Below are 23,142 nucleotides of genomic sequence, written 5' to 3'. Positions count from 1 at the left end.
GCTGCACTTCAACAGCAGTGAGTACCAGCAGGCAGCTGCACAGACAAAGCAGTGACAGTATTTTCATGGTGGTTATCCCCGTGTTGTTGTTATGCGGTCAACATTACGGGGACGTTCGTTCCAAACCTATGGTGGCTTGGTGGGGCTTCGGTGTCGGGCTGTGACGGCGAGTAACGCAGTGTAATGCCAATATGCGAACCAGTGCACAGTGGTTGTGTGCACTGATGGCTTGCGGTTGTGGCGTTTGGCGAAATGTCGACGCTACAGGGTTATTTTCACGTGGGGTGATTCGTCGAGTGCCTTGTAAATGGCTTCCACCTGCTCCCGGTTGCGCATGGTGACCTGCGCGGTAAAGGAGATGAAAGTGCCCTTGCTGCTGGGTTTGCTGCTCAGGTGTTTGTCAGCGTCAAAATCATCCAAATGAGTGGTCAGAATCTCGATCAGGGCGTCCTCGAGGGGGGCGTCAACGGCGCCCATGACCTTTAACTGCATGTCATGGGGAAATTCCCACAGGTGTTCCTGGATAGCCATGGGCTGCTCCTGTCAGTCTCGTGTTTCGGGGGTATCAAGCCCGCAAAGCCGGCGTTTATGCTGAACGTAGTGCCGGGCCAGGGTCTTCCATTGGGGGCCTGGCTGGCCGTTACCTATTATAGCGTCGTTAAGGTGGGTCACGGGTACCACTTCCCTGGTGGAGCTGGTGATCCAGATTTCATCCGCCTTGCGTAGCTGCATTTCGGTGACTTCCCGCTCTTGCAGCGCTAGCCCGTGTTGATGGCACAGCTCTACCACCAGGTCCCGGGTGATGCCGCCGAGAATGGCGTGGCTTTTCGGCGGGGTGGCAATGCTGCCGTCTTTGACCACAAAGACATTGCTGGCCGAGCCTTCGGTGACAAAGCCATCGCGCAGCAAAATGGCCTCGGCCGCGCCAGCGGCTACCGCTTGTTGGCGGAGCAGGCTGTTGGGTAACAGGGAGACGGATTTGATGTCGCACCGGGCCCAGCGAATATCGTCCAGTGTGATCGCTTTGGCGCCGATGGCGGTGTCCGGGCTGTTGGCGGCGGGCACGGCGATCGGGCTGGTCATCATGAAGACGGTGGGGGTGACGGCAGGAGAGGGAAACGCATGGTCGCGCTTTTCGGCGGCGCCGCGGGTGATTTGCAGGTAAACCGAGAGGTTGCCGTCGCCATTATGGCGCAGTAATTCCTCGCACAGGGCGCGCCATTGTGCGCGGCTATGGGGGTTGTGGATTTCCACTTCGGCCAGGGACCGCTCCAGACGAGCCAGGTGTTCTTCGAAGCGAAACAACACGCCGTTATAAGCAGGGATAACCTCGTAAATCCCGTCGGCAAACAGAAAGCCCCGGTCCATCGGGGAGATCTGAGCGTCTTCGGGGGCCATAAAGCGGCCGTTGAGATAAACCTGGGGCATGGTGAAAGGGCTCGACGTGAGAGTGACGGTACCAGTCTAGCGCACCTGCCTGGCCTGGATGCAAAACCGGCGCAGTGCCGGCTCGATAGGACGAGACGGACTGCGACGGTTTTCTATTGCATCAGGCGCCTGGCATCAAGCGTTCTGTGTTATCAGAACAGACCTTTGAAGAACAGCAGAATATGGTGCCAGAGCTTGGTGAAAATACCCGCTTCTTCGACCGGTTCCAGTGCGACCAGGGGCTTCTTGACCAGCACCTCGTTGTTCATGTTCACGGTCAGGGTGCCGTACTGCTGGCCTTCCAGGATAGGGGCTTTTAGTTGCGGGGTGACACTGATTTCCGCTTTCAGGTTTTCATGGCTTTCGCGGGGAATGGTCAGTACCAGGTCTTCCGCCAGGCCCAGACGCAGCTGATCCTGTTTACCCATCCACACATCCACGGTGTCTAGCACGTCACCGGCGCTATATGCCTTGTAGGTTTCGAAGAAGCGGAAACCGTAAGTCAGCAGTTTCTGGGATTCGCGGGCACGGGCGCTTTCGGAGGCGGTGCCCATGACCACAGCGATGAGTCGCATGTTGTCTTTCTTGGCGGAAGACACCAGGCAGTAACCGGCTTCGTCGGTGTGGCCGGTTTTCAGTCCGTCTACGGTGGGGTCACGCCATAGCAGCAGGTTACGGTTCTGCTGGGTGATACCGTTGTAGGTGAATTCCTTTTTGGCGTACAAGTCATAGTGGTCGGGGAAATCGCGCACGATAGCCCGGGCCAGAATCGCCATGTCCTTGGCGGTGGTGAAATGGTTTTCCGCCGGCCAGCCGGTGGCATTCATGAAGTGGCTGCTGTCCATGCCCAGACGGTTGGCGTGCTGATTCATGAGGTCGGCGAAGGCATCCTCGGAGCCGGCAATGTATTCGGCCATGGCCACACTGGCATCGTTACCGGACTGGATGATGATGCCGCGCAGCAGGTCCCCCACCGAGACACGGGTACCTTCGCGGACAAACATGCGCGAGCCGCCCATTTGCCAGGCTTGAACGCTGATCGGCGCCATGTCCTTTTCGGCGATGTTGCCTTTTTGCAGCTCTTCTTCGGCAATGTAGGCGGTCATCATTTTGGTCAGGCTGGCGGGCGGCAGACGCTGCTCTGCATTATGTTCGACGATGATCTGGCCGCTGGCGGCATCCATCAGCAGGTAACCCTTGGCTTCGATCTGCGGCGCACGGGGGACCATTTGTGCCTGGGCTTGCAAGGAAAGGGCGGTGCCGAGCAAGGCACAGAGAGCAAAAACGGTAAAGCGGAAAAACTGGGGACGCATGGGTATCCTGCCTGTTGGTTGTCCTTGGATGGTCTCTCTTGGATGGTTCAGGGAATCAGTAATGCGCCGATCGTGTCATGGCGCCGCCCGGGAAAGAGCCCGAAGGGGTAGTTGGACACGAAAAAGGCAAAAAATTCCATAAAGCCATCAAATTGCGTTATGCCATCACTTGATGGCTGCATTCTAGAGGACTGGGGATGGCCTGTTAACCGGGGAAACGGCTGATATGGGCGTTTTCAGGGGCTGACGGGCATGGGGCGGTCAAAACCGGCGTTGGCTACTGTCTCTCGCACTTGCTGGCGCAGCTGGTTGCTCTCGTAGGGGCCGATCCAGACCCGGAACAGGTCGCCGTCAGAGTGCTGTATCCGGGTGTCTACCCCCAGCTGGTTGACAAGTTCCTGTTGCAGTCGCTGTGCGCTGGTTCGGTCTGAGAAGGCGCCTGCTTGCAGGAACAGGCTACCGCCTTTGCTGGCGCCATTGTCGGCGGTGTCCGTTTTGGCGCTGGCGTTGTCGTTCGCTGCTGAAGGAGGTGGACTGTCCAGCGCAGCACGCACGGCCGTGGGCACGGTACTACTGGGGCCATCGGGTTGTTGCTGACTGCTGATTGCTTCGACCCGTACCCGCCCGGTGCCGGATTGCTCTATACCCAGGCGTACCGCAGCGGCCCAGGACAAATCGATGATGCGATCCTCGTGGAAGGGGCCGCGATCGTTGACGCGCACCACCAGGCTTTTGCCGTTATCCAGGTTGGTGACCCGGGCATAGGTGGGCAAGGGCAGGCTGCGATGGGCGGCCGTGAACTGGTACATATCGAACGGTTCACCACTGGAGGTGCGATGGCCATGGAATTTCTGGCCATACCAGGAGGCTTTGCCTTCTGCCACGTAGCCGTCCGCCTGGGGAAGCACCTGATAGGTCTTGCCCCACACACTGTAGGATTGCGGGTTGCCGTAGCGACTGCGGGGTTCCTTTTTGGGCACCGGTTCCGGCAGCCGGGAAACATCCCGGGGCTCTTCCGGCGCGGTGTCCTGCTGCAGGCTGTAGCGGTCCGAGCCTGGCGCATCGTTGTTGACGGCGGGTGGGGCACTGTCGCCAGCGGGCCCCGGAGCGGTGGCGCAGGCCCCGAGGAACGCGGAGGTGATCACGGCACAAGCCAGACGCTTCATTGACTATCCTCCAGTGCGGCCGCCAGTTGTCGTGATAGTTGTAGCACGGCCATGGCGTACAGGCGACTGTGATTGTAGCGGGTAATCACATAAAAATTGTCGGTGGCCAGCCAGAACTCCGCACCGTCGGTGCCTTCCAGATCAAGCAGGGCGACCCGGGTGCTGGCGGGCAGGTCGAAGCAGTATTCGCTGACCAGTCGATCATCGTTGCAGCTGAGCGCAGAGACGCCGGCGTTGTTGGCCTGTGCCAGGGTAAAGGATGGCTTGTACCCTTTTTTGGCCAGCGGCACGTAACCGGCGCCATCCAGGTGTGCTCTGGCGGCTACGGGCAACCCGGGTTTCCAGTTGTGCTCGCTGAAATAGTTGGCAACGGAACCGATGGCATCCACCGGGTTGTTGACCAGATCGGTGACACCGTCATTGTCGAAATCCACCGCATAAGCCTGGTAACTGGTGGGGATGAACTGGCCGTAGCCCATGGCGCCGGCGTAGGAGCCGGTGATGGTTTTGGCATCGATGTGGGCGTTATGCTCCAGTTCGAACAAGGCTTTGAGCTGCTTGCGGAAGAAGCTGCCCCGAGGCGGGTAGTCGTAGCCCAGGGTGGTCAGGGCATCGACCGCTCGGTAGGTGCCCATGTAATCCCCGTAGCGGGTTTCCACTCCGATGATGGCGAGGATGATTTCCCGGGGGATGCCGTAGGTTTGTTCTGCACGGGTCAGGGTGTCGGCGTGGGTGTGAGCGAATTCCACGCCTTTCTGTACCCGGCTCTCCTGCAGGAAAATTTTCTGGTAGGTCGCCCAGGTATGGGTGTGTTCTGCCGGCCGCGCTATGGATTCGAGGATCTTGGGCTGGCATTGCGCACTGCCCAGGACGTCGCGCACCCGGTCTTCGTCCTGCCCCTGGGAAACCAGCTCGGCAATCAGGGTCTTGGCCTGTTCACGCTGCAGGTAGTCGTTGTTTTCCGGGCAGGTATGTTCGGCCTGGGCCGGCAGGGCCGTGAAGGTCAGGGCGGCGGCCACAAGTGTCGAGTAAAGAGTGCCGGAGCAAACAATGCCTGGCATGCATGAATAGAAACGACGCAAAGGGGAATCTCCTGTTTTCATTATTTCCATGGGCTGTGCTGTCGAGGTGAGACGCCCGAAAAACCGGGCGGTCCACTCCCCGCGTTCAGTAACTCATCAGCCGCCGGTGGGTGTGAATCGACATCAACATGCCGAAACTGGCCAGCAGTGTCACAACCGAGGTGCCGCCATAGCTGATCAGGGGCAAGGGAACACCTACGACAGGTAGGAGTCCTGACACCATCCCAATGTTCACGAAAACATAAATAAAAAATGTCATCACCAGGCTGGCGGCAAGAAGCCGGGCAAAGGTGTCCTGGGCCTGCCAGCTGATAAAGAAGCCGCGACCGACAATCACCAGGTACATCATCAACAGGATACTGACGCCAACCAGGCCAAATTCTTCACTGAGTACCGCGAGAATGAAGTCAGTGGACGATTCCGGCAGGAAGTCCAGCCGCGACTGGGTGCCGTCGAGCCAGCCCTTGCCATTGACGCCGCCGGAGCCGATGGCGGTTTTCGACTGGATGATATTCCAGCCGGTGCCACGGGGGTCGGCTTCCGGGTTGAGGAAGGTATCGACCCGGTTACGCTGGTAATCGTGCATCACGAAGAAATACATCAGCGGCGCGGCAGTGACCACAATGATGATCGCCACGGCGATCAGCCGCCAGGAGAGCCCGGCCATGAACAGCACCACCAGCCCGCTGGCCGCGATGAGAATGGCGGTGCCCAGGTCCGGTTGCAGCCCGATCAGCATGGCGGGCACCCCGAGCAACAGCAGGGCGGCAATGACGTCAGTGAGTTTGGGGGGCAGGGTGCGTTCCGTGAAATACCACGCGACCATGGCGGGCACGGCCAGTTTCATGACCTCCGCCGGCTGAAAGCGGCCCGCGCCGGGAATGGAAAGCCAGCGCTGGGCGCCCTTCGCCTCGGTGCCGATGACTAGCACCAGTATCAGCAGCACCAGGCCGATGGAGTAAATCACCGGGGCCCAGAACCGGTAACTGCGGGGTGGAATCTGGGCCAACAGGAATAGCACGGTAAGGCCGGCACCAAAACGAATGCACTGGCGCACCACCAGGTCCATGCTTTCGCCGCCGGCGCTGTAAAGAACGGTGAGCCCGCCGAACATGAGCAGCAACAGGCCGACCAGTAGCGGGGGGTCCAGGTGCAGGCGGACCGCCAGCCCCGGAGACAGGGTGGCCCCGGTCTGGCCGGGCATCTGGCGGATAAATTCGCGCTGGCTCATGGGCGATCCTCTTGATCCGAATCGTCGTCGGCAGTATTGGAGGGGGGGGTGGCCGGGGTGTTGGCGAATACCGGCGGCACCTTCAGTTCTCCCTCTTTATCGAGCAGCCAGGCGTCCATGACCTGGCGAGCCACTGGCCCGGCGGTAGAGCCGCCGTGGCGCCCATTTTCCACCAGCACGGCCACGGCAATGGCCGGCTTTTCCGCGGGTGCAAACGATACCAGCAAGGCGTGGTCCAGCAGGCGCTCTGCCAGCTCGTCCTCGTTATAGGTTTCGTCCTGACCTACCGAGAAGACCTGGGCGGTGCCGGATTTTGCCGCAATGTCGTATTTCGCCCCTGAGGCCATGGCACGTGCGGTGCCGCCGAGCTCGGTGACACCGACCATGGCTTCGGTCATTTTTTCCCAGTTGTCCTGATCATTCAGAACGATGTCGGTTCGTTCCACTGGCTGGTGGTCGCCTGCCAGGGTAGGAATGACCTGCTTGCCGTGGCTGGCCATGATCGCCGTGGCGTTGGCCAGTTGCAGCGGCGTCGCCAGGACAAACCCCTGACCGATACTGGCGTTGATGGTGTCGCCGTGGAACCAGGGACGGCCGCGGGCTGCCTTTTTCCATTGTTTGGAGGGCATGATGCCACTGGATTCGTTGTAGAGATCGATACCGGTGGGTTGGCCCAGGGAAAACTGGTTCATGTAACGGTGCATGCGCTCGATGCCCAGTTTGAACCCCATGTCGTAGAAGTAGGTATCACAGGATTGCACCACCGCCAGGCGCAGATCCACCCGGCCGTGGCCCCAGCGTTTCCAGTCACGGTAGCGGTGAGGATCGTTTTCCAGCTGATAGTAGCCGGGATCAAAAATAGTGCGTTCCCAGTTGGTCACCCCGGCATCCAACCCGGCGAGCCCGTACATGGGCTTGATGGTGGAGCCGGGGGGATAGCGCCCCTGCAAGGCCCGGTTGAACAGCGGGTTGTCATGGTCGTTGCGGTAGGCGGAGTAATCCTTGTAGGAAATCCCGGTGACGAACAGGTTGGGGTTGAAGCCCGGGCGGCTGACGAACGCCAGCACGCTGCCATCACGGGGATCAATGGCGACCACGGCGCCGCGACGCTCGCCGAGGGCATCGTAGGCGGCCTGCTGTACCCGCATGGAGAGGCGCAAGCGCAAAGGTTTGCCCGGCACCGGTGCCTGTTCTTCCAGCACGCGCAAAATTCGGCCACGGGCATTGGTTTCCACCTGCCGATAGCCCACCTCACCGTGCAGGGTGTCTTCGTAGAAGCGTTCGATGCCGCTGCGCCCGTAGAAATGCGTGCCGGCATAGTTACGTTGCTGGTCCAGCGTCATGGCGTCCAGGTCCTGGACGTTGATTCGGTTCACGTAGCCCAGCACGTGGGAAAACAGAATGCCGTGGGGATAGTGGCGAATCGGGTCAGCGGAGATGCGAATGCCTGCCAGCCGGTGCTGGTTGACCACCAGACGGGCAATTTCCTCTTCCGTGAGCCGGCCACGTAGCGGCACCGGTTCCCAGGGGCGGCGGGCGGTGCGGCGGCGCTTCTCGAAACGCTCCCGGTCGCCTTCATCCAGCTCAATCAGGTTGCCCAGCTCGATCAGCAGCTGATCCAGGTCTCCGGCCTGCTCAATGATGATTTCCAGGGAAAAGTCGGGACGGTTATCGGCAAGGATTTCCCCGTGGCGGTCGGTAATCAGCCCGCGGGGCGGGGCCACGGCCTGGGTTTGAACCCGGTTATTGTCACTGAGGGTGGTATAGCGGTTATGTTCGATGACCTGTAACCAGATCATGCGCCCAATCAGTATGCCAGTAAGCAGCAGCACCAGAAAAACGCCCACGACAAGGCGCACGCTGAAAATGCGCTGTTCGTGGTGATGGTCTTTCAGCGTTAATGGTCGGCGCATGTTGGCGTCTGTGTGAGGCGATAACGATCAGCGATGATAGGGGTGCCCGGTCAGTAGCGTCCAGCCCCGGTACAGCTGTTCTGCCAGCAGCACGCGGACCAGAGGGTGTGGCAATGTCAGGTTCGAGAGGCTCCAGCACTCATGTGCGCTGGCTGACAGTTGCGGGCACAGGCCATCGGGGCCGCCTACCAGCAATACCAGATCCTGGCCCACGTCTTTCAACTCGCCCAGTTTACGGCTAAGTGCAGGGGTGTCCAGGGCTCGACCGTTGACTTCCAGTGCCACGATTTTTGCGCCGGGGTATTTCTCTACACGTTTACGCAGAACATCCGCTTCCGCGCGAATCTGGCTGCCGGCATCGCCTTTGCCGCGTTTGGGCATGGGGATCTCTTCCAGCGTCAGGCGCATGTCCGGGGGCATGCGCTTCTGGTATTCGTTGTAGCCTTCGGTCACCCAGGCGGGCATGCGGGTGCCGATGGCCAGCAGAACAATGCGCATGGATTACGAGTCTTGCTGTTGGTCGCGGTCCGGGTGGTGCTGGGGGTTCTTCCACAGCCGTTCCAGGTCATAGAACTCGCGGGTGGCGGGTAACATCAGATGAACAATCACATCGCCCAGGTCCACCAGAATCCACTCGCCGGTGTTTTCCCCTTCGGTTCCAATGGGCGGGAAGCCGGCGTTCTTGGCCGCATCGGTCACGCTGTCGGCCAGGGCTTTCACATGGCGGTTGGAGGTGCCGCTGGCGATAACCATGTTGTCCGCGACACTGGTGATTTCACGCACATCCAGTGGAGTGATGTTTTGGGCTTTGACTTCTTCCAGGGCGTCGATGACCAGTTGCAGTAGCGGGGTGTCAGCGCTCATGGGGCCTCATGATTGATTAAAGGGAGTAAGTTTCGCCACATTATACAGGTCGTGGCGGTGAATATGCGTAATCACGGCGTCATCCAGTGCCGGGCAGCGCCCTTTTTCTGCCAGGGCCTGACGAATGGCGGTGGCAGAGACGTCCAGAAAGGGCCGTTTGAGCATGAGGCGCAGGCCGCAGGGCTGCTGTGCCAGGCCCTGGGCATCGGTTTCTGGAAACGCTTCCAGAACGGCATCGTCCGCCAGCGGGCTGTCCGGACGGGGGACCACGGCCAGGTGGCACAGGGCGGTGTAGTCGCGCCACTGGTGCCACTGGTGCAGGCTGGCAAAACTGTCGGCACCAATCATGAACACCAGTGGCCGGTTTGGGTGCTGATCCCGAAAATGCTGCAGGGTGGCCAGGCTGTAGCTGGGGCCCGGCTGGGCCAGTTCCCAGCCATCCGGGTGTAGATGCGGGTGCTCGGCACAGGCCAGCTCCAGCATACGCAGGCGCTGCTCGCCGCTGGCCAGGGGCTGCGGTCGATGCGGCGGCACGGCATTGGGAAGCAGATGCACAGGGGCACCATCAAGCACTCTGGAGACGGCTCGGGCGGCACTGATATGCGCCCGGTGAACCGGATCAAAGGTGCCGCCGAAGAGAACCAGAGGCCGGACGCCAGATGCCGGATGCCCGACGTTATGCAAAACACGCCTCCGTGTTTGACGTTAGGCGTCCGGCATCCGGCGTCTGGCGTTTACAACCGTATATGCCCATCACCCAGCACTACCCACTTCTGGCTGGTCAGCCCTTCCAGGCCCACTGGGCCGCGGGCATGGATTTTGTCGGTGGAAATACCGATTTCCGCACCCAGGCCGTATTCGAAACCGTCGGCGAAGCGGGTGGACGCGTTCACCATCACCGAGCTGGAGTCCACCTCGGTGAGGAAGCGGCGGGCCAGGGTGTAGTTCTCGGTGATGATGGCTTCGGTATGGCCCGAGCTGTAGCGGTTGATGTGCTCGATGGCTTCATCAATGTCCTTGACGATTTTCACCGCCAGCACTGGTGCCAGGTATTCCTCTTCCCAGTCGGCTTCCGTGGCCACCTGGATATCGGTCACGCCCACGCTTTCCAGAAGATCACGGGTCTGCTCGCAACCACGGAGCTCCACGCCTGCCTGCCGGTATTGGGCGGCCAGTTCAGGGAGAACCTGCTGGGCGATGGCATTGGCCAGCAGCAGGGTTTCGGTGGTGTTGCAGGTGCCGTAACGCTGGGTTTTGGCATTGAAGGCCACGCTGATCGCCTTGGCGATATCCGCCTGCTCATCAATGTAGGTGTGGCAGTTGCCATCCAGGTGCTTGATGACCGGCACGCGGGCGTCGTTGCTGATGCGCTCAATCAGGCCCTTGCCACCCCGGGGCACAATGACGTCCACATATTCGGGGTGGGTGATCAGCTCGCCAACGGCGGCGCGGTCGGTGGTCTCTACCACCTGGACGGCGGCTTCCGGCAGGCCGGTGGCGCGCAGGCCTTCGCGGATGCATTCAGCGATGGCCTGGTTGGCATTGATGGCTTCGGAGCCGCCCCGCAGGATGGCTGCATTGCCGGATTTCAGGCACAGGGCGGCGGCATCGATGGTCACATTCGGGCGAGACTCGTAAATGATGCCGATGACTCCCAGCGGTACACGCATTTTGCCGACTTGAATACCTGACGGGCGGTAGGCCAGGTCGGTGATCACACCGATCGGGTCAGCCAGGCCGATAATTTGTTCCAGACCTTCCACCATGCCGTCGAAACGGTCTGCTGTCAGAGCCAGGCGGTCCAGCAGGGCGGCGTCCAGGCCGTTGCTGCGGCCGGCGTCCAGGTCTTTTTCGTTGGCGCGCAAAATGGCGTCGCGGTGGTCGCGCAGGGCGTTGGCGATGGCGGCTAGCGCCTTGTCTTTGTCGCCGGAGCTGGCGCGAGCCATGGCCCGGGAGGCCTGACGGGCCTGCTCGCCCAGGCGTTGCATGTATTGCTGGATATCCATAATTGTCTGCGGTCAGTTCTCTGCGTTCGATCTGTTGGTGTCTTGCGAGCGGTGAAGCGTTACCTCGCCATTGTGCGGCATAACACCGCTCGGCAGGTAGGGGAAATCCGGTGTTCAGTGGGCCGCTGGCCCCATAGGTTGGATCAGCGGCCAGCCGAGACTGATTTTCGCGCCCGCCAAAGGCGGCATTATAGCGACAACTGGTGCTTTACGCTTGCTCACAAATGGTGAAGAATTGAAATCCTTTGCTACACAGATGCCGTTAAATGGCTGATTTCATTGGTACGTTTGTGCCATTTTGTGTGGTGCAGTTAATGACAGGAACAATACTGTCATAGGTAAAAAGAGAGATCGGCGCCGGGTGCGGACGCTACATAAAACAAGAACAATGTGGGCCAAATGGAGCCAATTACTATGGGCTTTCAGTATCAGGAGTACACCCGTTCCGGGATCAAGGCCGATGCGATTCAACTGTGGGTCGGCAAGTGGCGCATCGATTACCTGGCATTCTCCAGTCCTGCCAACGCACACAAGCCGCCATTGTTGGTGGTAGGCGGGGCTTTCCAGAACTTCACCTCCTACAAGTATTGCGTAGAACGCATCTACGAGGACTTCCCCGTTATCTTGGTGGACTTGCCGTCGCTGGGTAACAACACCCAGATCGCCCCGGATTTGAGCATGGAAGACCTGGCCGATCTGCTCTATGAGTTCAGCTTGCAATCCGGCCTGAGAAAGGTCCATCTGATGGGATTGTCGCTGGGCTCGGCGATTGCCAGCACCTTTGCCTACAAATACCCGCAAGCCACCGACAAGCTGATTGTGGCGGGGATCGTGACGCGCCCGCGCAAGAGCTGGCGCATGCTGGTGGAAGAATCCGTGCGGGTGCTGGAGCAGGGGCGCATGGATGAGTTCAGCCAGGCAGTGGTGCTGTATCTGGTCAACTACGACCGCATGGACGACACTGGCATCAGCCCCACGGCCCGCAAGCTGTTCTACCGCCAGATGAAGCGTTTGTCGGATAACGAGTGCGAGCGTTACAAGATTAACGGTCGGCGTTTGTTGTCTGTGGAAGGGCTGCTTGGTTACCCGGAATGCGACACCCTGGTTACCACCGGTGAGTTCGACAGTTTTACGTTGCCATGGGAAAACGCCTCCTTTGCGGAAAATTGTCCCAATGCCCAATTTACCTTGATCAAGGGGGCCGACCACCTGCCGCAGCTGGAAAAGCGTGAAGTGTCCCTCGACCTGTTTTCGACCTTCCTGCGCGGAGAAACCCTGGAAAACGTGGAGGGCATTCGCCGCTTCAGCAAAGGGGAATACAGCCAGATCGAGCGCCGTCGAGCTGAGCGCCTGGTGCCGTGTAATAACCATGGGCATGTCACCAGCGAATCCCGGGTGGGAGACCGGTTTCGTTTCAACAAGCCAGTCACTGTCGTGGATATCAATTTCTTCGGTTGTCTGTTGAAACTGGATGAACCGGGTTTTTCCCTGGCAGATCACGCGCGCGACTGCACCTTGTATATGGAGAGCCCGGAGCTGAAGCTGGAGTTGCTGGTGTTCGATTATGACGGTGCGGGTTATCTGCGCTGTTTGTTCAAGCACGGCAATATTCAGGCTGCGGAGCGGTTTACCCAGTTACTGAAGCAGGGTGAATATTTTTTGCGTCGTGACCAGGATGAAAAAGTGCGGCGAATCTACGGGTAGTCTGAAAACGTTTTCTTTTCTGCCTCCATAAAAAAAACCGGCATTTAATGCCGGTTTTTTTTATGGAGAGAGCGGTGCATCTCAAGCCGATACCACGCCTTCCAGAATTCGCACCATGGGATTGCCCCGGGTTTGAGGAATGGGGAGTTGGTCGTAATAGTTGGCCGGGTTGTGAATTTTCAGGTCGTCGAAACCCAGTGTTTTAAAGTGGCCGATGGCTTCGTCGTCGGCGTGAAAGTGGAAGCCGACCTGGCTGCGCGACACCGCGCCCAGCATGTTGCCGAGCACTTTCAGGGTGCGGTAGAAGGGCATGCCGCGATAGAGGGGGTAGTTGTCGGTGAGGTATGTGCCCTGAGGAAAGGCTTGCAGGGCGACGGCCAGTTTTTTCCAGAATTCTGAAATGACGTCCAGCGGGAAGTAATTCACCAGCCCTTCGGTAATCACCACCACGGGTTTGCTGTGGTCCAACTGATCGAGCACATGTGCCAGGCCCAGTTCGCCGTCTTCGGCGAAAATATTGATAGGCAACACCCGGTGACGTTCACTGAGCACATCATGTTCCTGCAGCAACTGTTTCTTGCGATGCGCCATATCGGGAAGGTCGGTTTCCAGATAAGTCAGCTGCGGATACTGCTGGCAGAAACGATGTCCCCGTGGCGACAGGCCGCAGGCAATCTCGACGACTTGAGTCACGCCTGCTTCGATAAGCTGGTGTAGGCGGTGATCAATCAAGTGGTGCCGCTGCAGCAGAAAGGTGCGGATGTTGCCGCCGACAATACGCCGCCCGATAAACTCGAAGGGTGCCAGCGCCCCATACAGGAAGGCTCCACCGCGAGTGTGGAAAAACGGGGCGGAAATGCCGTCACGGGTCCAGACATGGCCGGTGTACAGGGCAGTAAAACTGATGGAGGAAGTATCGCGTGGTTCGCTCATTGTTGTTCTGGCCTGACAAAAAAGAAGACGAACAGGCTAGCAGAATGTTGCCATTGGTGGGTGGCATATTGTGCCAATCCTACGAGCTACGATCGTTGGGTAGAGAAAGGTTAGAAAGTTCCCAAGACCTCGGCATTTCTACGAAGCCGCTGTAGGAGTACCTCTTGAGGTGCGAACCGCGCTTGCGCGGAAATCGCCCGTAGGGCGATCAGGAATCTCAGAACTCGACAGGTTTCAGAAAGAACGGCGGATAGATTTTGGCCTTTCTTGCCTCGCTACGCTCTGTTCGTCCCTCAAGAGGAGCGCCTGCAGATAGGCTCCAGCCTGGCAGCGCGGCGTCCTGTAGGGCTTCATGAGGCACAGGGCCTTCTCCGTGTTGCTGCTTGAAGCTTGTCGCTTGCAGCTGTCTTTTTTACCGTTCCATGCTACGAGGTAGCGGGTGTCCAGCCAGGCGCAGGGCCAGGGAAGTGATGTGTTTCCAGGGATCGCCCTTGGCCATTCCCTTGACGCACTGGTCGGCACGGATGGCGCTGGCCTGGGCGATGCGCAATTGTTGCGGGTTAAGGCGCTGGGCCTGGTTTTGCATGGCGCGTACCCGCTGTGGAGGCAAGCGCGGGGGCGGCCCGCCGCCGAGCATGCCGTCGAGCAGGCGGATGTCGCGGCTCAGGGCCCACAGCAGCACCGGGGGCTCCACGCCTTCGGCGCGCAGGGTCTGGATAATGTGCATGACGCGCTGGCTGTCACCCTGCGCGGTGGCCTCGGTGAGGTCGAAGGGCGAGTAGCGACTGGAGTCGCCCACCGCTTGCTGAACGTCTTCCGGGCCGACCTGGCCGTCTTCTACCAGTAAAGCCAGCTTGTCCACTTCCTGGGCGGCGGCCAGCAGGTTCCCTTCACTGCGCTCAATCAGCAGGGCCAGGGCATCTTCGTTGGCGCGCAGGCCACGGCTGGTGAGGCGTTCCTGCAGCCAGTTGCGCAAGCCTTTCCCTTCAACTGGCCAGACTTCGATCACGGCACCCATTTCATCCACGGCTTTGACCCAGGCACTATTCCAGTCCTTGCGGCGGTCCAGCCGTGAGCAGCGGATCAATAACAGGGTGTCACTACTGGCTCCGCCTTTCAGGCCGGCGAGCACATCGCGAAGAATCTGGCTGCCGGTCTTGTCCGGGCGTTTATCGTTGAGTACCAGTTCAAGAATGCGGCGGCCGCCGAACAGGCTCATGCTTTGCGATTCGTTGAGCAGGGCGTTCCAGTCGATACCGGTATCACTGGAAAAACGCTGGCGTTCGTCAAAACCCTGGTCGCGGGCTGCCCGGCGCAGGTCGTCAAGCAGTTCTCCCTGTTGCAGCGGCTCATCGCCGGCCACCAGATAGACGGGCAGCATTGTCGCGGACAGATGCTTGCCAAGCTGCTCAGGACGCAGGCGCATCAGTAGGTCTCCCACCCCTTGGACGCCACGGCGATCTGGTTGATCAGCCGGAAAGTCATGTCTTCATACAGATCTTCACGGACCAGTTGCTCTTCGTCGGAAGAGGCGGTGGCATTTTCCGGGTACCAGGGCAGGCTGCGCAGGGCCATCATGCGTTTGGGGGTGGTCAGCAGAGCGCCGGTTTTTACATCGCGCAAGTGCCAGTAGAGGGTGTAGCGCAATTCGATTTCCGCCTGGCGGCCCTGATCATCCACCGCAGAGGTGCGGCGCATCCACTCTTCATCATCAATGATCAATTCGTAGGGGGATTCTTTGTGCACCAGTACGCCCTGATTTTCCAGTTCGTCTTCCAGGCTGTAGTTCAGCTCCGTGCTGGCGCCAACAAGGGTCAGGCTTTCCATGGTGGGCACGCTGGTGGCGCCGCGTAGCTGCCAGCCGCAGGCCGTGATCAGCAAGGTGAGAAGCAGGGTGGTAATGGCGTTAACGGTAACCCTCATGGTACGCGTGCTCTCTCGGTTGTCTGGCGGGCTGGCGGAGATGGCCTGTGGCCATTTCCGCCCTACGGTATCCGCTGCATTGCAGTGCGCTCAGTTGGCGACGATGTTAACCAGTTTACCCGGCACCACGATCACTTTGCGCACTGTTTTACCTTCGGTGAATTTCTGCACATTGGGCTCGTCCATCGCCAGGGCTTCCACTGATTCCTTGTCGGCGTTGGCGGGCACATGCAGCTTGGCGCGGACCTTGCCATTCACCTGTACCACCAGTTCGATGCTGTCTTTCACCAGCGCGCTTTCGTCCACGGTGGGCCAGCGGGCATCAATCACTGCCTCTTCATGACCCAGGGCCTGCCACAGGCTGTGGCCCGCATGGGGGATGATGGGGGCCAGCAACAGCACGGCCGCTTCCAGGGCTTCGTGTTTTACCGCGGCGCGGTTGTCACTGTTAGCGTCAAACTTGCTGACTTCATTGATCAATTCCATCACCGCGGCAATGGCCGTGTTGAAGGTGCTGCGGCGACCATAGTCGTCGCTGACTTTCTGGATGGTTTCGTGGGTCTTGCGGCGCAAGGCCTTGCCTGCGTCGTCCAGTACGTTCAGGTCCAGTGTGCCGGCATTACCGGCTTCCACATGTTCGGCCACCAGGCGCCACAGGCGCTTGATAAAGCGGAAGGCGCCTTCCACGCCAGCGTCGTTCCATTCCAGAGATTGCTCCGGCGGCGCGGCAAACATCATGAACAGGCGCACGGTGTCGGCGCCGTATTCTTCGATCATTTGCTGCGGGTCCACGGTGTTGCCCTTGGACTTGGACATCTTGGCGCCGTCTTTGAGCACCATGCCCTGACACAGCAGTTGCTTGAAGGGCTCGTCGCAATTCACCAGCCCGGTATCGCGTAGCAACTTGTGGAAGAAGCGCGAGTAGAGCAGGTGCAGGATGGCGTGCTCGATGCCGCCGATGTACTGGTCCACGGGCAGCCAGTAATTGGTGGCGGCCGGGTCCAGCATGGCGGTGTCGCTCTGCGGTGAGCAGTAGCGTGCGTAATACCAGCTGGACTCCATGAAGGTGTCGAAGGTGTCGGTTTCACGCAGGGCGGGCTGACCGTTGAAGGTGGTCTTGGCCCACTCCGGGTCGGCCTTGATGGGGCTGTTGACGCCGTCCATTTCCACATCGGTGGGCAGCACCACGGGCAGCTGATCTGCCGGGGTCGGGTGCAGTTCTCCGTCTTCGGTTTCCACCATGGGGATGGGTGCGCCCCAGTAACGCTGACGGGAGACACCCCAGTCGCGCAGCCGGTAGTTCACTTTCTTTTCGCCCAGAGAACGTTCGCTCAGCCAGTTGGCGATGGCGTTGAAGGCGTCGGCAGAGGACAACCCATCGAATTCACCGGAATGCACCAGGGTGCCTTTTTCGGTGAAGGCTTGCTGGGCCAGATCGATCTGCTCACCGTTGGCGGGTTCAATTACCTGGGTGATGGGCAGGCCGTACTTCTGCGCAAATTCGAAGTCGCGCTGGTCGTGGGCGGGCACCGCCATCACCGCGCCGGTGCCGTAGCCCATCAGCACGAAGTTGGCGACCCATACCGGCACCGCTTCACCGCTGATCGGGTGGGTGGCGGTGAGGCCGGTGTAGATGCCTTTCTTTTCCATGGTCGCCATGTCGGCTTCGGCGGTCTTGGTGTTCTGGCATTCTTTGACGAAGTCGGCGACTTCGTGGTTGGCCGCCGCCGCTTTTTGCGCCAGCGGGTGGCCGGCGGCCACCGCCACATAGCTCACGCCCATGAGCGTGTCCGGGCGGGTGGTATAAACGCGCAGGGAGTCTTCTCCTTCAATGGAGAAGTCCAGCTCCACCCCTTCAGAGCGGCCGATCCAGTTGCGCTGCATGGTTTTGACCTGCTCCGGCCAGCCATCCAGCTGATCCAGATCATTAAGCAGCTCGTCGGCGTAGTCGGTGATCTTGATAAACCACTGGGGAATTTCCTTCTGTTCCACCAGAGCGCCGGAGCGCCAGCCACGGCCATCAATGACCTGCTCGTTGGCCAAGACGGTTTGGTCTACCGGGTCCCAGTTCACTGTGGACATTTTCCGGTACACCAGCCCTTTCTCGTACAATTTGGTGAAGAACCACTGTTCCCAGCGATAATATTCCGGCGTACAGGTGGCCAGTTCCCGGTCCCAGTCGTAGCCGAAGCCCAGGCGCTGTAGTTGCCCGCGCATGTAGTCGATGTTCTCGAAGGTCCACTTGGCCGGGGCCACCTTGTTCTTGATCGCCGCGTTTTCCGCCGGCAGGCCGAATGCATCCCAGCCCATGGGCTGCAGCACGTTTTTGCCCTGCATGCGCTGGTAACGGCTGACCACATCGCCGATGCTGTAATTGCGCACGTGGCCCATGTGCAGGCGGCCAGACGGATAGGGAAACATGCTCAGGCAATAGAATTTTTCCTTGCCGGCATCCTCGGAGACCTTGAAGCTTTGATTATCATCCCAGTACTGCTGGGCTTGGGCTTCGATCTGATCGGGGCGATACTGTGCGTCCATCGGCTCTCTTTTCTTGATCATAAAAACAAACGGGAACAGGGCGACCTTGGGGAACATCCCGGCCGTGAAGGGGACATAGGATACATGAGCTTAGCCCGGATTTCTCAGTGCGCGGGTGTCCATATGCGCAATCTTAACGATAAATACCGCAGGCGTGGGCGCCTGCCGGGTGTGGATGTGGTGAGGTCCCGCCCATGGTGCTGACCTACCTGATGCTGCTGGTGCTGGTGGGGGCCAGCCTGCCGGCGGTGGTGCGCAGTTTCTTGCCGCCCTTGCCGCGCCGGATTACCGGCATTACCCCCCAGGCGGTGGTGGTGCTGGGCGCCGGTCGGCGCCAGCGCAATGGCCGATTTTTCCTGACTACCCGTGGGCTGCGGCGGTTGAAGCTGGCGGCGGAACTGGCCCACGAGCACGGCTTGCCGCTACTGGTCAGTGGCGGTATCAGCCAGACCCCCATGCACGACAACGAGCCCAGTGAAGCGGACCTGATGGCCAAACAGGCCCTGCGCCGCTGGCCGACGCTCAATGTGATCAAGGAAACTCGCAGTCGCACTACCTGGGAAAACGCTTGCTATAGCAGTGAGTTGTTGGCCGAGCGAGGCATGGATGAGGTGATGCTGGTCAGCGACCGTGCTCACTTGCCCCGGGCCCTGTTGTGTTTCCAGAGTCAGGGCGTGCTGGCCCAGGCGGCGTGGAGCAAGCGATTGCCGAAGCAGGAGTGGTTGCCTTCGGCGGGAGCCTTATCCATGGTGCCGGAGATCTGGTACGAGTGGCTGGCGCTGGTGTGGTATCACGTTCGCTATTTGTGAGGGATGGATGCCTAACGCCAAATGCCGGATGCCAAACGCCCAAGAGAAAACCTGAAACCCCGGGGAATGTTAGAGACGTCTGACCTGTCAGGCGTCAGGTGTCGTGCGTACTCCCCCCAGTGCCTCCACCGCCTGATACTGGCTGAGAAATACCTGGCCGCTGAGCACGCTCAGCAGGTCGGTTTTTTTCAGGCGGTCCATCACCGGGCCTTTCACTTCCGATAAATGCAGGCTGACGCCGGCATCTTTCAATCGTTGATTCAGGCTTTCCAGGCTTTCCACTGCACTGGCGTCCAGGTGGTTGATGGCGGAGCACATCAGCACCACATGGTCGACGCCCGGGCGGGCCATGGCGCGGTCGTAGAGCAGATCTTCCAGGGGCCGGGCATTGCCGAAATAGAGTGACTCATCCACCCGAATGGACAGTATCTGATCGCTGACAATGGCGTCGTGGCGATCGATATTGCGGAAATGCTGGGTGCCGGGTACCTGTCCCACTTCGGCCACATGGGGCTGGCTGGTGCGCCACAGAAACAGGGCAACGGACAGCCCCACGCCGATGAGCAGGCCGGTTTGTACATTGATTAGTAGCACGCCGAGCAAGGTGGCCAGCATGGCGACGCTGTCAGGGCGGCTGTATTGCCACAGGTGACGAATTTCGCCCAATTCGATCAGTGGAATAATGCCAACCACGATGATCGCAGCCAGGGTCGCCAGGGGCAGGGCGTGAAACAGCCCGGTAAAAAACAGGGCCACCAGCGCAATGCCGATACCGGTAAGCAAGCCGGTCATGGGGGTGCGGGCGCCGGCGTCGAAGCTCACCGTGGTGCGGGAAAAACTGCCGGTCACTGCGAAGGAGCCGGACAGGCCGCTGGCCAGGTTGGCCAGCCCCAGGCCCATCAGCTCCCGGTTGGGGGAAATGCGTTCACGGCGGCGCGCGGCCAGTGCCTGGGCCAGGGAGATGGATTCCACAAAGCCGATCAGTGCGAGCAACAGTGCGGGAGTGATCAGGGTTTTCCAGTGGCCCCAATCCATTCGCGGAGCGGACAGATGAGGCAGGCCACTGGGGATACCGCCGACAATGGCGAGCCCGCGCTGTTCAAGATGGAAGAAAAACGCCAGGACGGTGGTGATCAGCACGGCCAGGATGGGGCCGGACTTGCCCAGAAAGGCGCTGAGCCAGCCGGGCAGGGGGCTGCGTTTGAGCGGGCCGGCCAGTTGTTTGGGTATCAGCAGGCAGACGATGGCGATGGTGCTGATGCCCACGGTGAGCCAGTGGCTGTGGTTGAGCTGGGCAAGCAAGCTGCGTCCCAGTTGCAGCACGTTTTCGCCGTCGGCCTCGATGCCCAGCAGGTGTTTGAGCTGGCTGCCGGCGATCAAAATGGCGCAACCGCTGACAAAGCCGATGATGACCGGGTGACTGAGCAAATTGGTGAGCCAGCCGAGGCGCAGTACAGCCATGGCTATCAGGAAAACCCCGGAGAGCAGGCCCATACCGATGGCGGCCTGGATGAACAGTTGCGGATCGCCCTGGGCCAGGGCGCCGGCGGCGGAAGCGGTGATCAGTGAGGTCAGTGCTGCAGGCCCAACGGACAGGCTGCTGCTGGTGCCGAACAGGCCATAAAGGATCAGTGGCAGCATGCTGGCATAAAGCCCGGTTTCCGGGGGCATGCCGGCGAGCAGGGCGTAGGCCAGCCCCTGGGGCACCAACAAAATGGTGACGATGACAGCGGCCAGACCGTCTCCGGCCGCGTCGGCGCGGGTGTAGCGAGCCAGCCATTCGCTGGCAGGCAGCCAGCGCAACAGGTGCAGGGCTCGCGGCATATTACTGGCCCCGGCGCTGGTCGAGCCGCTCCGCCAGGGCGCTCAGGTCGTACCCGGCCTGTTCGGCGGTGGCGAGAATGCTGCCGTTGTCCTGCTCGGTGGCCTGGGTCAGCGCCCACAGGGTGGTGCTGCGCGTACCGGTGCGGCAGAAGGCCAGTACCGGTGTTTCGGCCAGGGATACGATGGCGTCGAAGCCGTCGATATCGGTTTCGGCAATGTTGGTGCCCACCACCGGTTGATGGGCGTAGGCAAGCCCGGCGGCTTCCGCGGCCACGGCCATTTCGTTGCTGCTGGGTTGGTCGGCGGCTTCCCCGTCGGGGCGGTTGTTGAGCACCATCTTGAAACCGGCAGCGGCAACGGCGGGCATGTCTTCTGGCAGCAATTGCGCAGATACGGACAGGTCGTCATTGAGTTTGTTGAAATCGGTCATGGTTCAGCCTTTTCTGGGAAATGGTTGTCGATGACGCGCTAGCTTACGCATTTGTGGCTCTGTCCTCATCCGTTGCCTGTTCGGCGCCGAGCGTGTTGAGCGGAATTTTCAGGTATTGGACGCCATTGTCTTCTGCTGCTGGGAGGTGGCCGGCGCGCATGTTGACCTGTACCGAGGGCAGAATCAGACGGGGCATCTCCAGGGTGGCATCGCGGGCTTCGCGCATGCTGACAAAGTCGTCTTCGCTGGTGCCTTCGTGGACATGGATGTTGTGCTGGCGCTGTTCGCCGACGGTGGTTTCCCAGATGAGTGACTGACGACTGTCCGGCAGATAGTCGTGGCAGAGGAACATGCGGGTCTGGTCTGGCAGCACCAGCAACTTTTGGATTGAGTGATACAGGGTTCGGGCATCGCCACCGGGGAAGTCGCAACGGGCGGTGCCGTAGTCGGGCATGAACAGGGTATCGCCCACGAAAACCGCATCGCCAATCACATGGCTCATGCAGGCCGGCGTGTGGCCAGGGGTGTGGATGGCGCGGGCGTCGATGCTGCCTACCTTGTAGTGCTCGCCGTCCTTGAAAAGGTGGTCGAACTGGCTGCCATCCCGGGCGAACTCTGTCCCGGCATTAAATACCTTGCCGAAGGTGTCCTGCACTGTGCAGATATGCTCGCCAATGGCCAGCTGGCCACCCACCTGCTGCTGGATCCACGGCGCTGCAGACAGGTGGTCCGCATGGACATGGGTTTCCAGTAACCAGTCCACCGTCAGATTGTTTTGCTTGATGTGATCAACAATGCGTTGCGCGCTGGAATGGCTGGTGCGCCCGGCATTGGCATTGTAATCCAGCACCGAGTCCACGATGGCGCAGTGACGGGTTGCCGGGTCGGCAACCACATAACTGACTGTGTTGGTGTCCTGGTCAAAAAAGGCGGTGACGTCGGGGCGCAGCATGGCTACCTCCAATAGCGGGATTTCATCATCCTTTTATAGGAGGTGCAGGGCTGAATGTCAATTTTGATATAAGCTTATATCAAAATGAAATATATTGGTTGTTACTTGTTCCTCAGCATGAATCCCAGCCCGATCAGCAGTCCCGAGAGTAGCAGCCAGGGCCACACGCCGGTGCTCATGAACGGGGTGATGCCGGTGCGTGGGTGGTATTCGCTGTAGAGCACATCACGGGTGAACTGGGGCAGGGCATCGATGACCTGGCCGTGGTGATCAATGACGGCGGTGACGCCGTTGTTGGTCCCCCGCAGCAGCCAGCGGCCGGTTTCTGCGGCGCGCATGCGGGCCATCTGGAAATGTTGCAGGGGGCCGGCAGAGGTACCGAACCAGGCATCGTTGCTGATGGTCAGCAGCACATCGGCATCATGGCTGCGGGTGGCCACCTGTTCCGGGTAGAGAATTTCGTAGCAAATAAACGGCGCCACGGTGTGGCCCAGGGCGGTCAGATTCGGTTGCTGTGGGCTGCCGGGTGTAAAGCCGGACATGGGCAAATCAAAGAACGGAATCAGCCCGCGGATCAGCGACTGCATGGGCACATATTCGCCGAACGGGACCAGCTTCTGTTTGTGGTAGACGCGCGGGTTGCCGTCACCGGGATCAAGCGGGATGGAGGCGATGCTGTTGTGGTAGGTCACGCCGCTATCGCTGGCCGCCCGCCAGGGAACGCCGGTGATGAAGCCGCCGTGGCGTTCGGCAATCTGTTGACCTTCCTGCTCCAGGAATCCGGATACGTTCTGGTAGAAATTGGTGAGCGCGGATTCCGGCCAGATTACCAGGGTGTCGGCGGGAATAGCCTGGGTCAGCTCCTGATAGATTTGCTGGGTCCGCTCACGCATGGACAGCTGCCATTTGATGTCCTGCGGGATGTTGCCCTGCACCAGCGCGACTTTCTGGGGGGGGGCGTCGGGCGCTGTGAACGACAAGGTGTGGGACACAGCGGTGAGTACCAGCAGGGCACAGGCTGCGGCC

General features: G+C 60.1%; 21 protein-coding genes. 2 read left to right on the top strand and 19 right to left on the bottom strand.

Annotation, left to right across the window (positions count from 1 at the left end; translation table 11 throughout):
• Positions 1-261 precede the first annotated feature (261 nt).
• The 11 genes from A3730_RS08490 to A3730_RS08440 all read right to left on the bottom strand — a co-directional run bounded on the left by A3730_RS08490 (position 262) and on the right by A3730_RS08440 (position 11,003).
• Positions 262-531: a YbeD family protein gene (locus A3730_RS08490; RefSeq protein ID WP_063519111.1), complete on the bottom strand. Its 270-nt coding sequence runs from the start codon at positions 529-531 to the stop codon at positions 262-264.
• A gap of 12 nt (positions 532-543) precedes the next feature.
• Positions 544-1,428 carry a D-amino-acid transaminase gene (gene dat / locus A3730_RS08485; protein WP_063519112.1) on the bottom strand — a complete coding sequence of 295 codons (885 nt, stop codon included), beginning with the start codon at positions 1,426-1,428 and terminating at the stop codon, positions 544-546.
• A gap of 152 nt (positions 1,429-1,580) precedes the next feature.
• Positions 1,581-2,741 (bottom strand): D-alanyl-D-alanine carboxypeptidase family protein, encoded by a 1,161-nt coding sequence (locus A3730_RS08480; RefSeq protein WP_063519113.1) that lies wholly within the window; start codon positions 2,739-2,741, stop codon positions 1,581-1,583.
• A 236-nt stretch (positions 2,742-2,977) separates the two neighbouring features.
• Entirely contained in the window at positions 2,978-3,907 is a 930-nt protein-coding gene (locus A3730_RS08475) for a septal ring lytic transglycosylase RlpA family protein (protein WP_063519114.1), read from the bottom strand.
• On the bottom strand, positions 3,904-4,989 hold the full coding sequence (mltB, locus tag A3730_RS08470; RefSeq protein WP_231880515.1) for a lytic murein transglycosylase B: 1,086 nt from the start codon (positions 4,987-4,989) through the stop codon (positions 3,904-3,906). The genes A3730_RS08475 and mltB overlap by 4 nt, the downstream gene beginning before the upstream one ends.
• An 85-nt stretch (positions 4,990-5,074) precedes the next feature.
• Positions 5,075-6,220: a rod shape-determining protein RodA gene (gene rodA / locus A3730_RS08465; RefSeq protein ID WP_063519116.1), complete on the bottom strand. Its 1,146-nt coding sequence runs from the start codon at positions 6,218-6,220 to the stop codon at positions 5,075-5,077.
• Positions 6,217-8,133 carry a penicillin-binding protein 2 gene (gene mrdA, locus A3730_RS08460; protein WP_063519117.1) on the bottom strand — a complete coding sequence of 639 codons (1,917 nt, stop codon included), beginning with the start codon at positions 8,131-8,133 and terminating at the stop codon, positions 6,217-6,219. Before mrdA ends, rodA begins: the two co-directional genes overlap by 4 nt.
• A 27-nt stretch (positions 8,134-8,160) precedes the next feature.
• On the bottom strand, positions 8,161-8,631 hold the full coding sequence (gene rlmH / locus A3730_RS08455) for a 23S rRNA (pseudouridine(1915)-N(3))-methyltransferase RlmH (protein ID WP_063519019.1): 471 nt from the start codon (positions 8,629-8,631) through the stop codon (positions 8,161-8,163).
• 3 nt (positions 8,632-8,634) lie between these two features.
• Complete coding sequence (gene rsfS / locus A3730_RS08450) at positions 8,635-8,997, bottom strand: ribosome silencing factor (RefSeq protein ID WP_063519020.1); 363 nt, start codon at positions 8,995-8,997, stop codon at positions 8,635-8,637.
• Between the two features lie 6 nt (positions 8,998-9,003).
• Complete coding sequence (gene nadD / locus A3730_RS08445) at positions 9,004-9,681, bottom strand: nicotinate-nucleotide adenylyltransferase (protein ID WP_082872307.1); 678 nt, start codon at positions 9,679-9,681, stop codon at positions 9,004-9,006.
• A gap of 50 nt (positions 9,682-9,731) precedes the next feature.
• The gene (locus A3730_RS08440) at positions 9,732-11,003 is read right to left on the bottom strand and encodes a glutamate-5-semialdehyde dehydrogenase (RefSeq protein ID WP_063537915.1); all 1,272 of its coding nucleotides are present in this window, start codon (positions 11,001-11,003) and stop codon (positions 9,732-9,734) included.
• Between the two features lie 399 nt (positions 11,004-11,402).
• On the opposite strand from A3730_RS08440, the gene A3730_RS08435 reads away from it, so the two are divergent.
• Positions 11,403-12,707: an alpha/beta fold hydrolase gene (locus A3730_RS08435; RefSeq protein ID WP_231880613.1), complete on the top strand. Its 1,305-nt coding sequence runs from the start codon at positions 11,403-11,405 to the stop codon at positions 12,705-12,707.
• A gap of 81 nt (positions 12,708-12,788) precedes the next feature.
• On the opposite strand, the gene A3730_RS08430 is transcribed toward A3730_RS08435, so the two are convergent.
• The 4 genes from A3730_RS08430 to leuS all read right to left on the bottom strand — a co-directional run bounded on the left by A3730_RS08430 (position 12,789) and on the right by leuS (position 18,101).
• Positions 12,789-13,640, bottom strand: a complete 852-nt coding sequence (locus A3730_RS08430) for a class I SAM-dependent methyltransferase (RefSeq protein ID WP_063537913.1) — start codon at positions 13,638-13,640, stop codon at positions 12,789-12,791.
• 412 nt (positions 13,641-14,052) lie between these two features.
• Positions 14,053-15,066, bottom strand: a complete 1,014-nt coding sequence (gene holA, locus A3730_RS08425; protein ID WP_063519994.1) for a DNA polymerase III subunit delta — start codon at positions 15,064-15,066, stop codon at positions 14,053-14,055.
• Positions 15,066-15,563, bottom strand: a complete 498-nt coding sequence (gene lptE, locus A3730_RS08420; RefSeq protein WP_063519993.1) for an LPS assembly lipoprotein LptE — start codon at positions 15,561-15,563, stop codon at positions 15,066-15,068. Before lptE ends, holA begins: the two co-directional genes overlap by 1 nt.
• A gap of 90 nt (positions 15,564-15,653) precedes the next feature.
• Positions 15,654-18,101, bottom strand: a complete 2,448-nt coding sequence (gene leuS / locus A3730_RS08415; protein ID WP_063537911.1) for a leucine--tRNA ligase — start codon at positions 18,099-18,101, stop codon at positions 15,654-15,656.
• Between the two features lie 194 nt (positions 18,102-18,295).
• Here leuS and A3730_RS08410 point away from each other — a divergent pair, with 194 nt between their 5' ends.
• Entirely contained in the window at positions 18,296-18,910 is a 615-nt protein-coding gene (locus A3730_RS08410; RefSeq protein WP_063521657.1) for a YdcF family protein, read from the top strand.
• Between the two features lie 87 nt (positions 18,911-18,997).
• Here A3730_RS08410 and A3730_RS08405 read toward each other — a convergent pair whose 3' ends face one another.
• The 4 genes from A3730_RS08405 to lnt form a co-directional block, all read right to left on the bottom strand.
• Positions 18,998-20,734: a SulP family inorganic anion transporter gene (locus tag A3730_RS08405; RefSeq protein ID WP_063521658.1), complete on the bottom strand. Its 1,737-nt coding sequence runs from the start codon at positions 20,732-20,734 to the stop codon at positions 18,998-19,000.
• Position 20,735: 1 nt separating this feature from the next.
• On the bottom strand, positions 20,736-21,164 hold the full coding sequence (locus A3730_RS08400; protein WP_063520593.1) for a TIGR01244 family sulfur transferase: 429 nt from the start codon (positions 21,162-21,164) through the stop codon (positions 20,736-20,738).
• 43 nt (positions 21,165-21,207) lie between these two features.
• Complete coding sequence (locus A3730_RS08395) at positions 21,208-22,116, bottom strand: MBL fold metallo-hydrolase (protein WP_063520594.1); 909 nt, start codon at positions 22,114-22,116, stop codon at positions 21,208-21,210.
• A gap of 101 nt (positions 22,117-22,217) precedes the next feature.
• Positions 22,218-23,142 (bottom strand): apolipoprotein N-acyltransferase (lnt, locus tag A3730_RS08390; RefSeq protein WP_063537909.1); only part of this gene is annotated, 925 nt, incomplete at its 5' end.

The organism is Alcanivorax sp. HI0044, assembly GCF_001634945.1.
This window is presented reverse-complemented; position numbering and strand designations above follow the sequence as displayed.

Coding starts and splice junctions, on each gene's coding strand:
- A3730_RS08490 (WP_063519111.1), bottom strand. CDS start 531: ATGGCTATCCAGGAACACCTGTGGGAATTTCCCCATGACATGCAGTTA.
- dat (WP_063519112.1), bottom strand. CDS start 1,428: ATGCCCCAGGTTTATCTCAACGGCCGCTTTATGGCCCCCGAAGACGCT.
- A3730_RS08480 (WP_063519113.1), bottom strand. CDS start 2,741: ATGCGTCCCCAGTTTTTCCGCTTTACCGTTTTTGCTCTCTGTGCCTTG.
- A3730_RS08475 (WP_063519114.1), bottom strand. CDS start 3,907: ATGAAGCGTCTGGCTTGTGCCGTGATCACCTCCGCGTTCCTCGGGGCC.
- rodA (WP_063519116.1), bottom strand. CDS start 6,220: ATGAGCCAGCGCGAATTTATCCGCCAGATGCCCGGCCAGACCGGGGCC.
- mrdA (WP_063519117.1), bottom strand. CDS start 8,133: ATGCGCCGACCATTAACGCTGAAAGACCATCACCACGAACAGCGCATT.
- rlmH (WP_063519019.1), bottom strand. CDS start 8,631: ATGCGCATTGTTCTGCTGGCCATCGGCACCCGCATGCCCGCCTGGGTG.
- rsfS (WP_063519020.1), bottom strand. CDS start 8,997: ATGAGCGCTGACACCCCGCTACTGCAACTGGTCATCGACGCCCTGGAA.
- A3730_RS08440 (WP_063537915.1), bottom strand. CDS start 11,003: ATGGATATCCAGCAATACATGCAACGCCTGGGCGAGCAGGCCCGTCAG.
- A3730_RS08435 (WP_231880613.1), top strand. CDS start 11,403: ATGGAGCCAATTACTATGGGCTTTCAGTATCAGGAGTACACCCGTTCC.
- A3730_RS08430 (WP_063537913.1), bottom strand. CDS start 13,640: ATGAGCGAACCACGCGATACTTCCTCCATCAGTTTTACTGCCCTGTAC.
- holA (WP_063519994.1), bottom strand. CDS start 15,066: ATGCGCCTGCGTCCTGAGCAGCTTGGCAAGCATCTGTCCGCGACAATG.
- lptE (WP_063519993.1), bottom strand. CDS start 15,563: ATGAGGGTTACCGTTAACGCCATTACCACCCTGCTTCTCACCTTGCTG.
- leuS (WP_063537911.1), bottom strand. CDS start 18,101: ATGGACGCACAGTATCGCCCCGATCAGATCGAAGCCCAAGCCCAGCAG.
- A3730_RS08410 (WP_063521657.1), top strand. CDS start 18,296: ATGGTGCTGACCTACCTGATGCTGCTGGTGCTGGTGGGGGCCAGCCTG.
- A3730_RS08405 (WP_063521658.1), bottom strand. CDS start 20,734: ATGCCGCGAGCCCTGCACCTGTTGCGCTGGCTGCCTGCCAGCGAATGG.
- A3730_RS08400 (WP_063520593.1), bottom strand. CDS start 21,164: ATGACCGATTTCAACAAACTCAATGACGACCTGTCCGTATCTGCGCAA.
- A3730_RS08395 (WP_063520594.1), bottom strand. CDS start 22,116: ATGCTGCGCCCCGACGTCACCGCCTTTTTTGACCAGGACACCAACACA.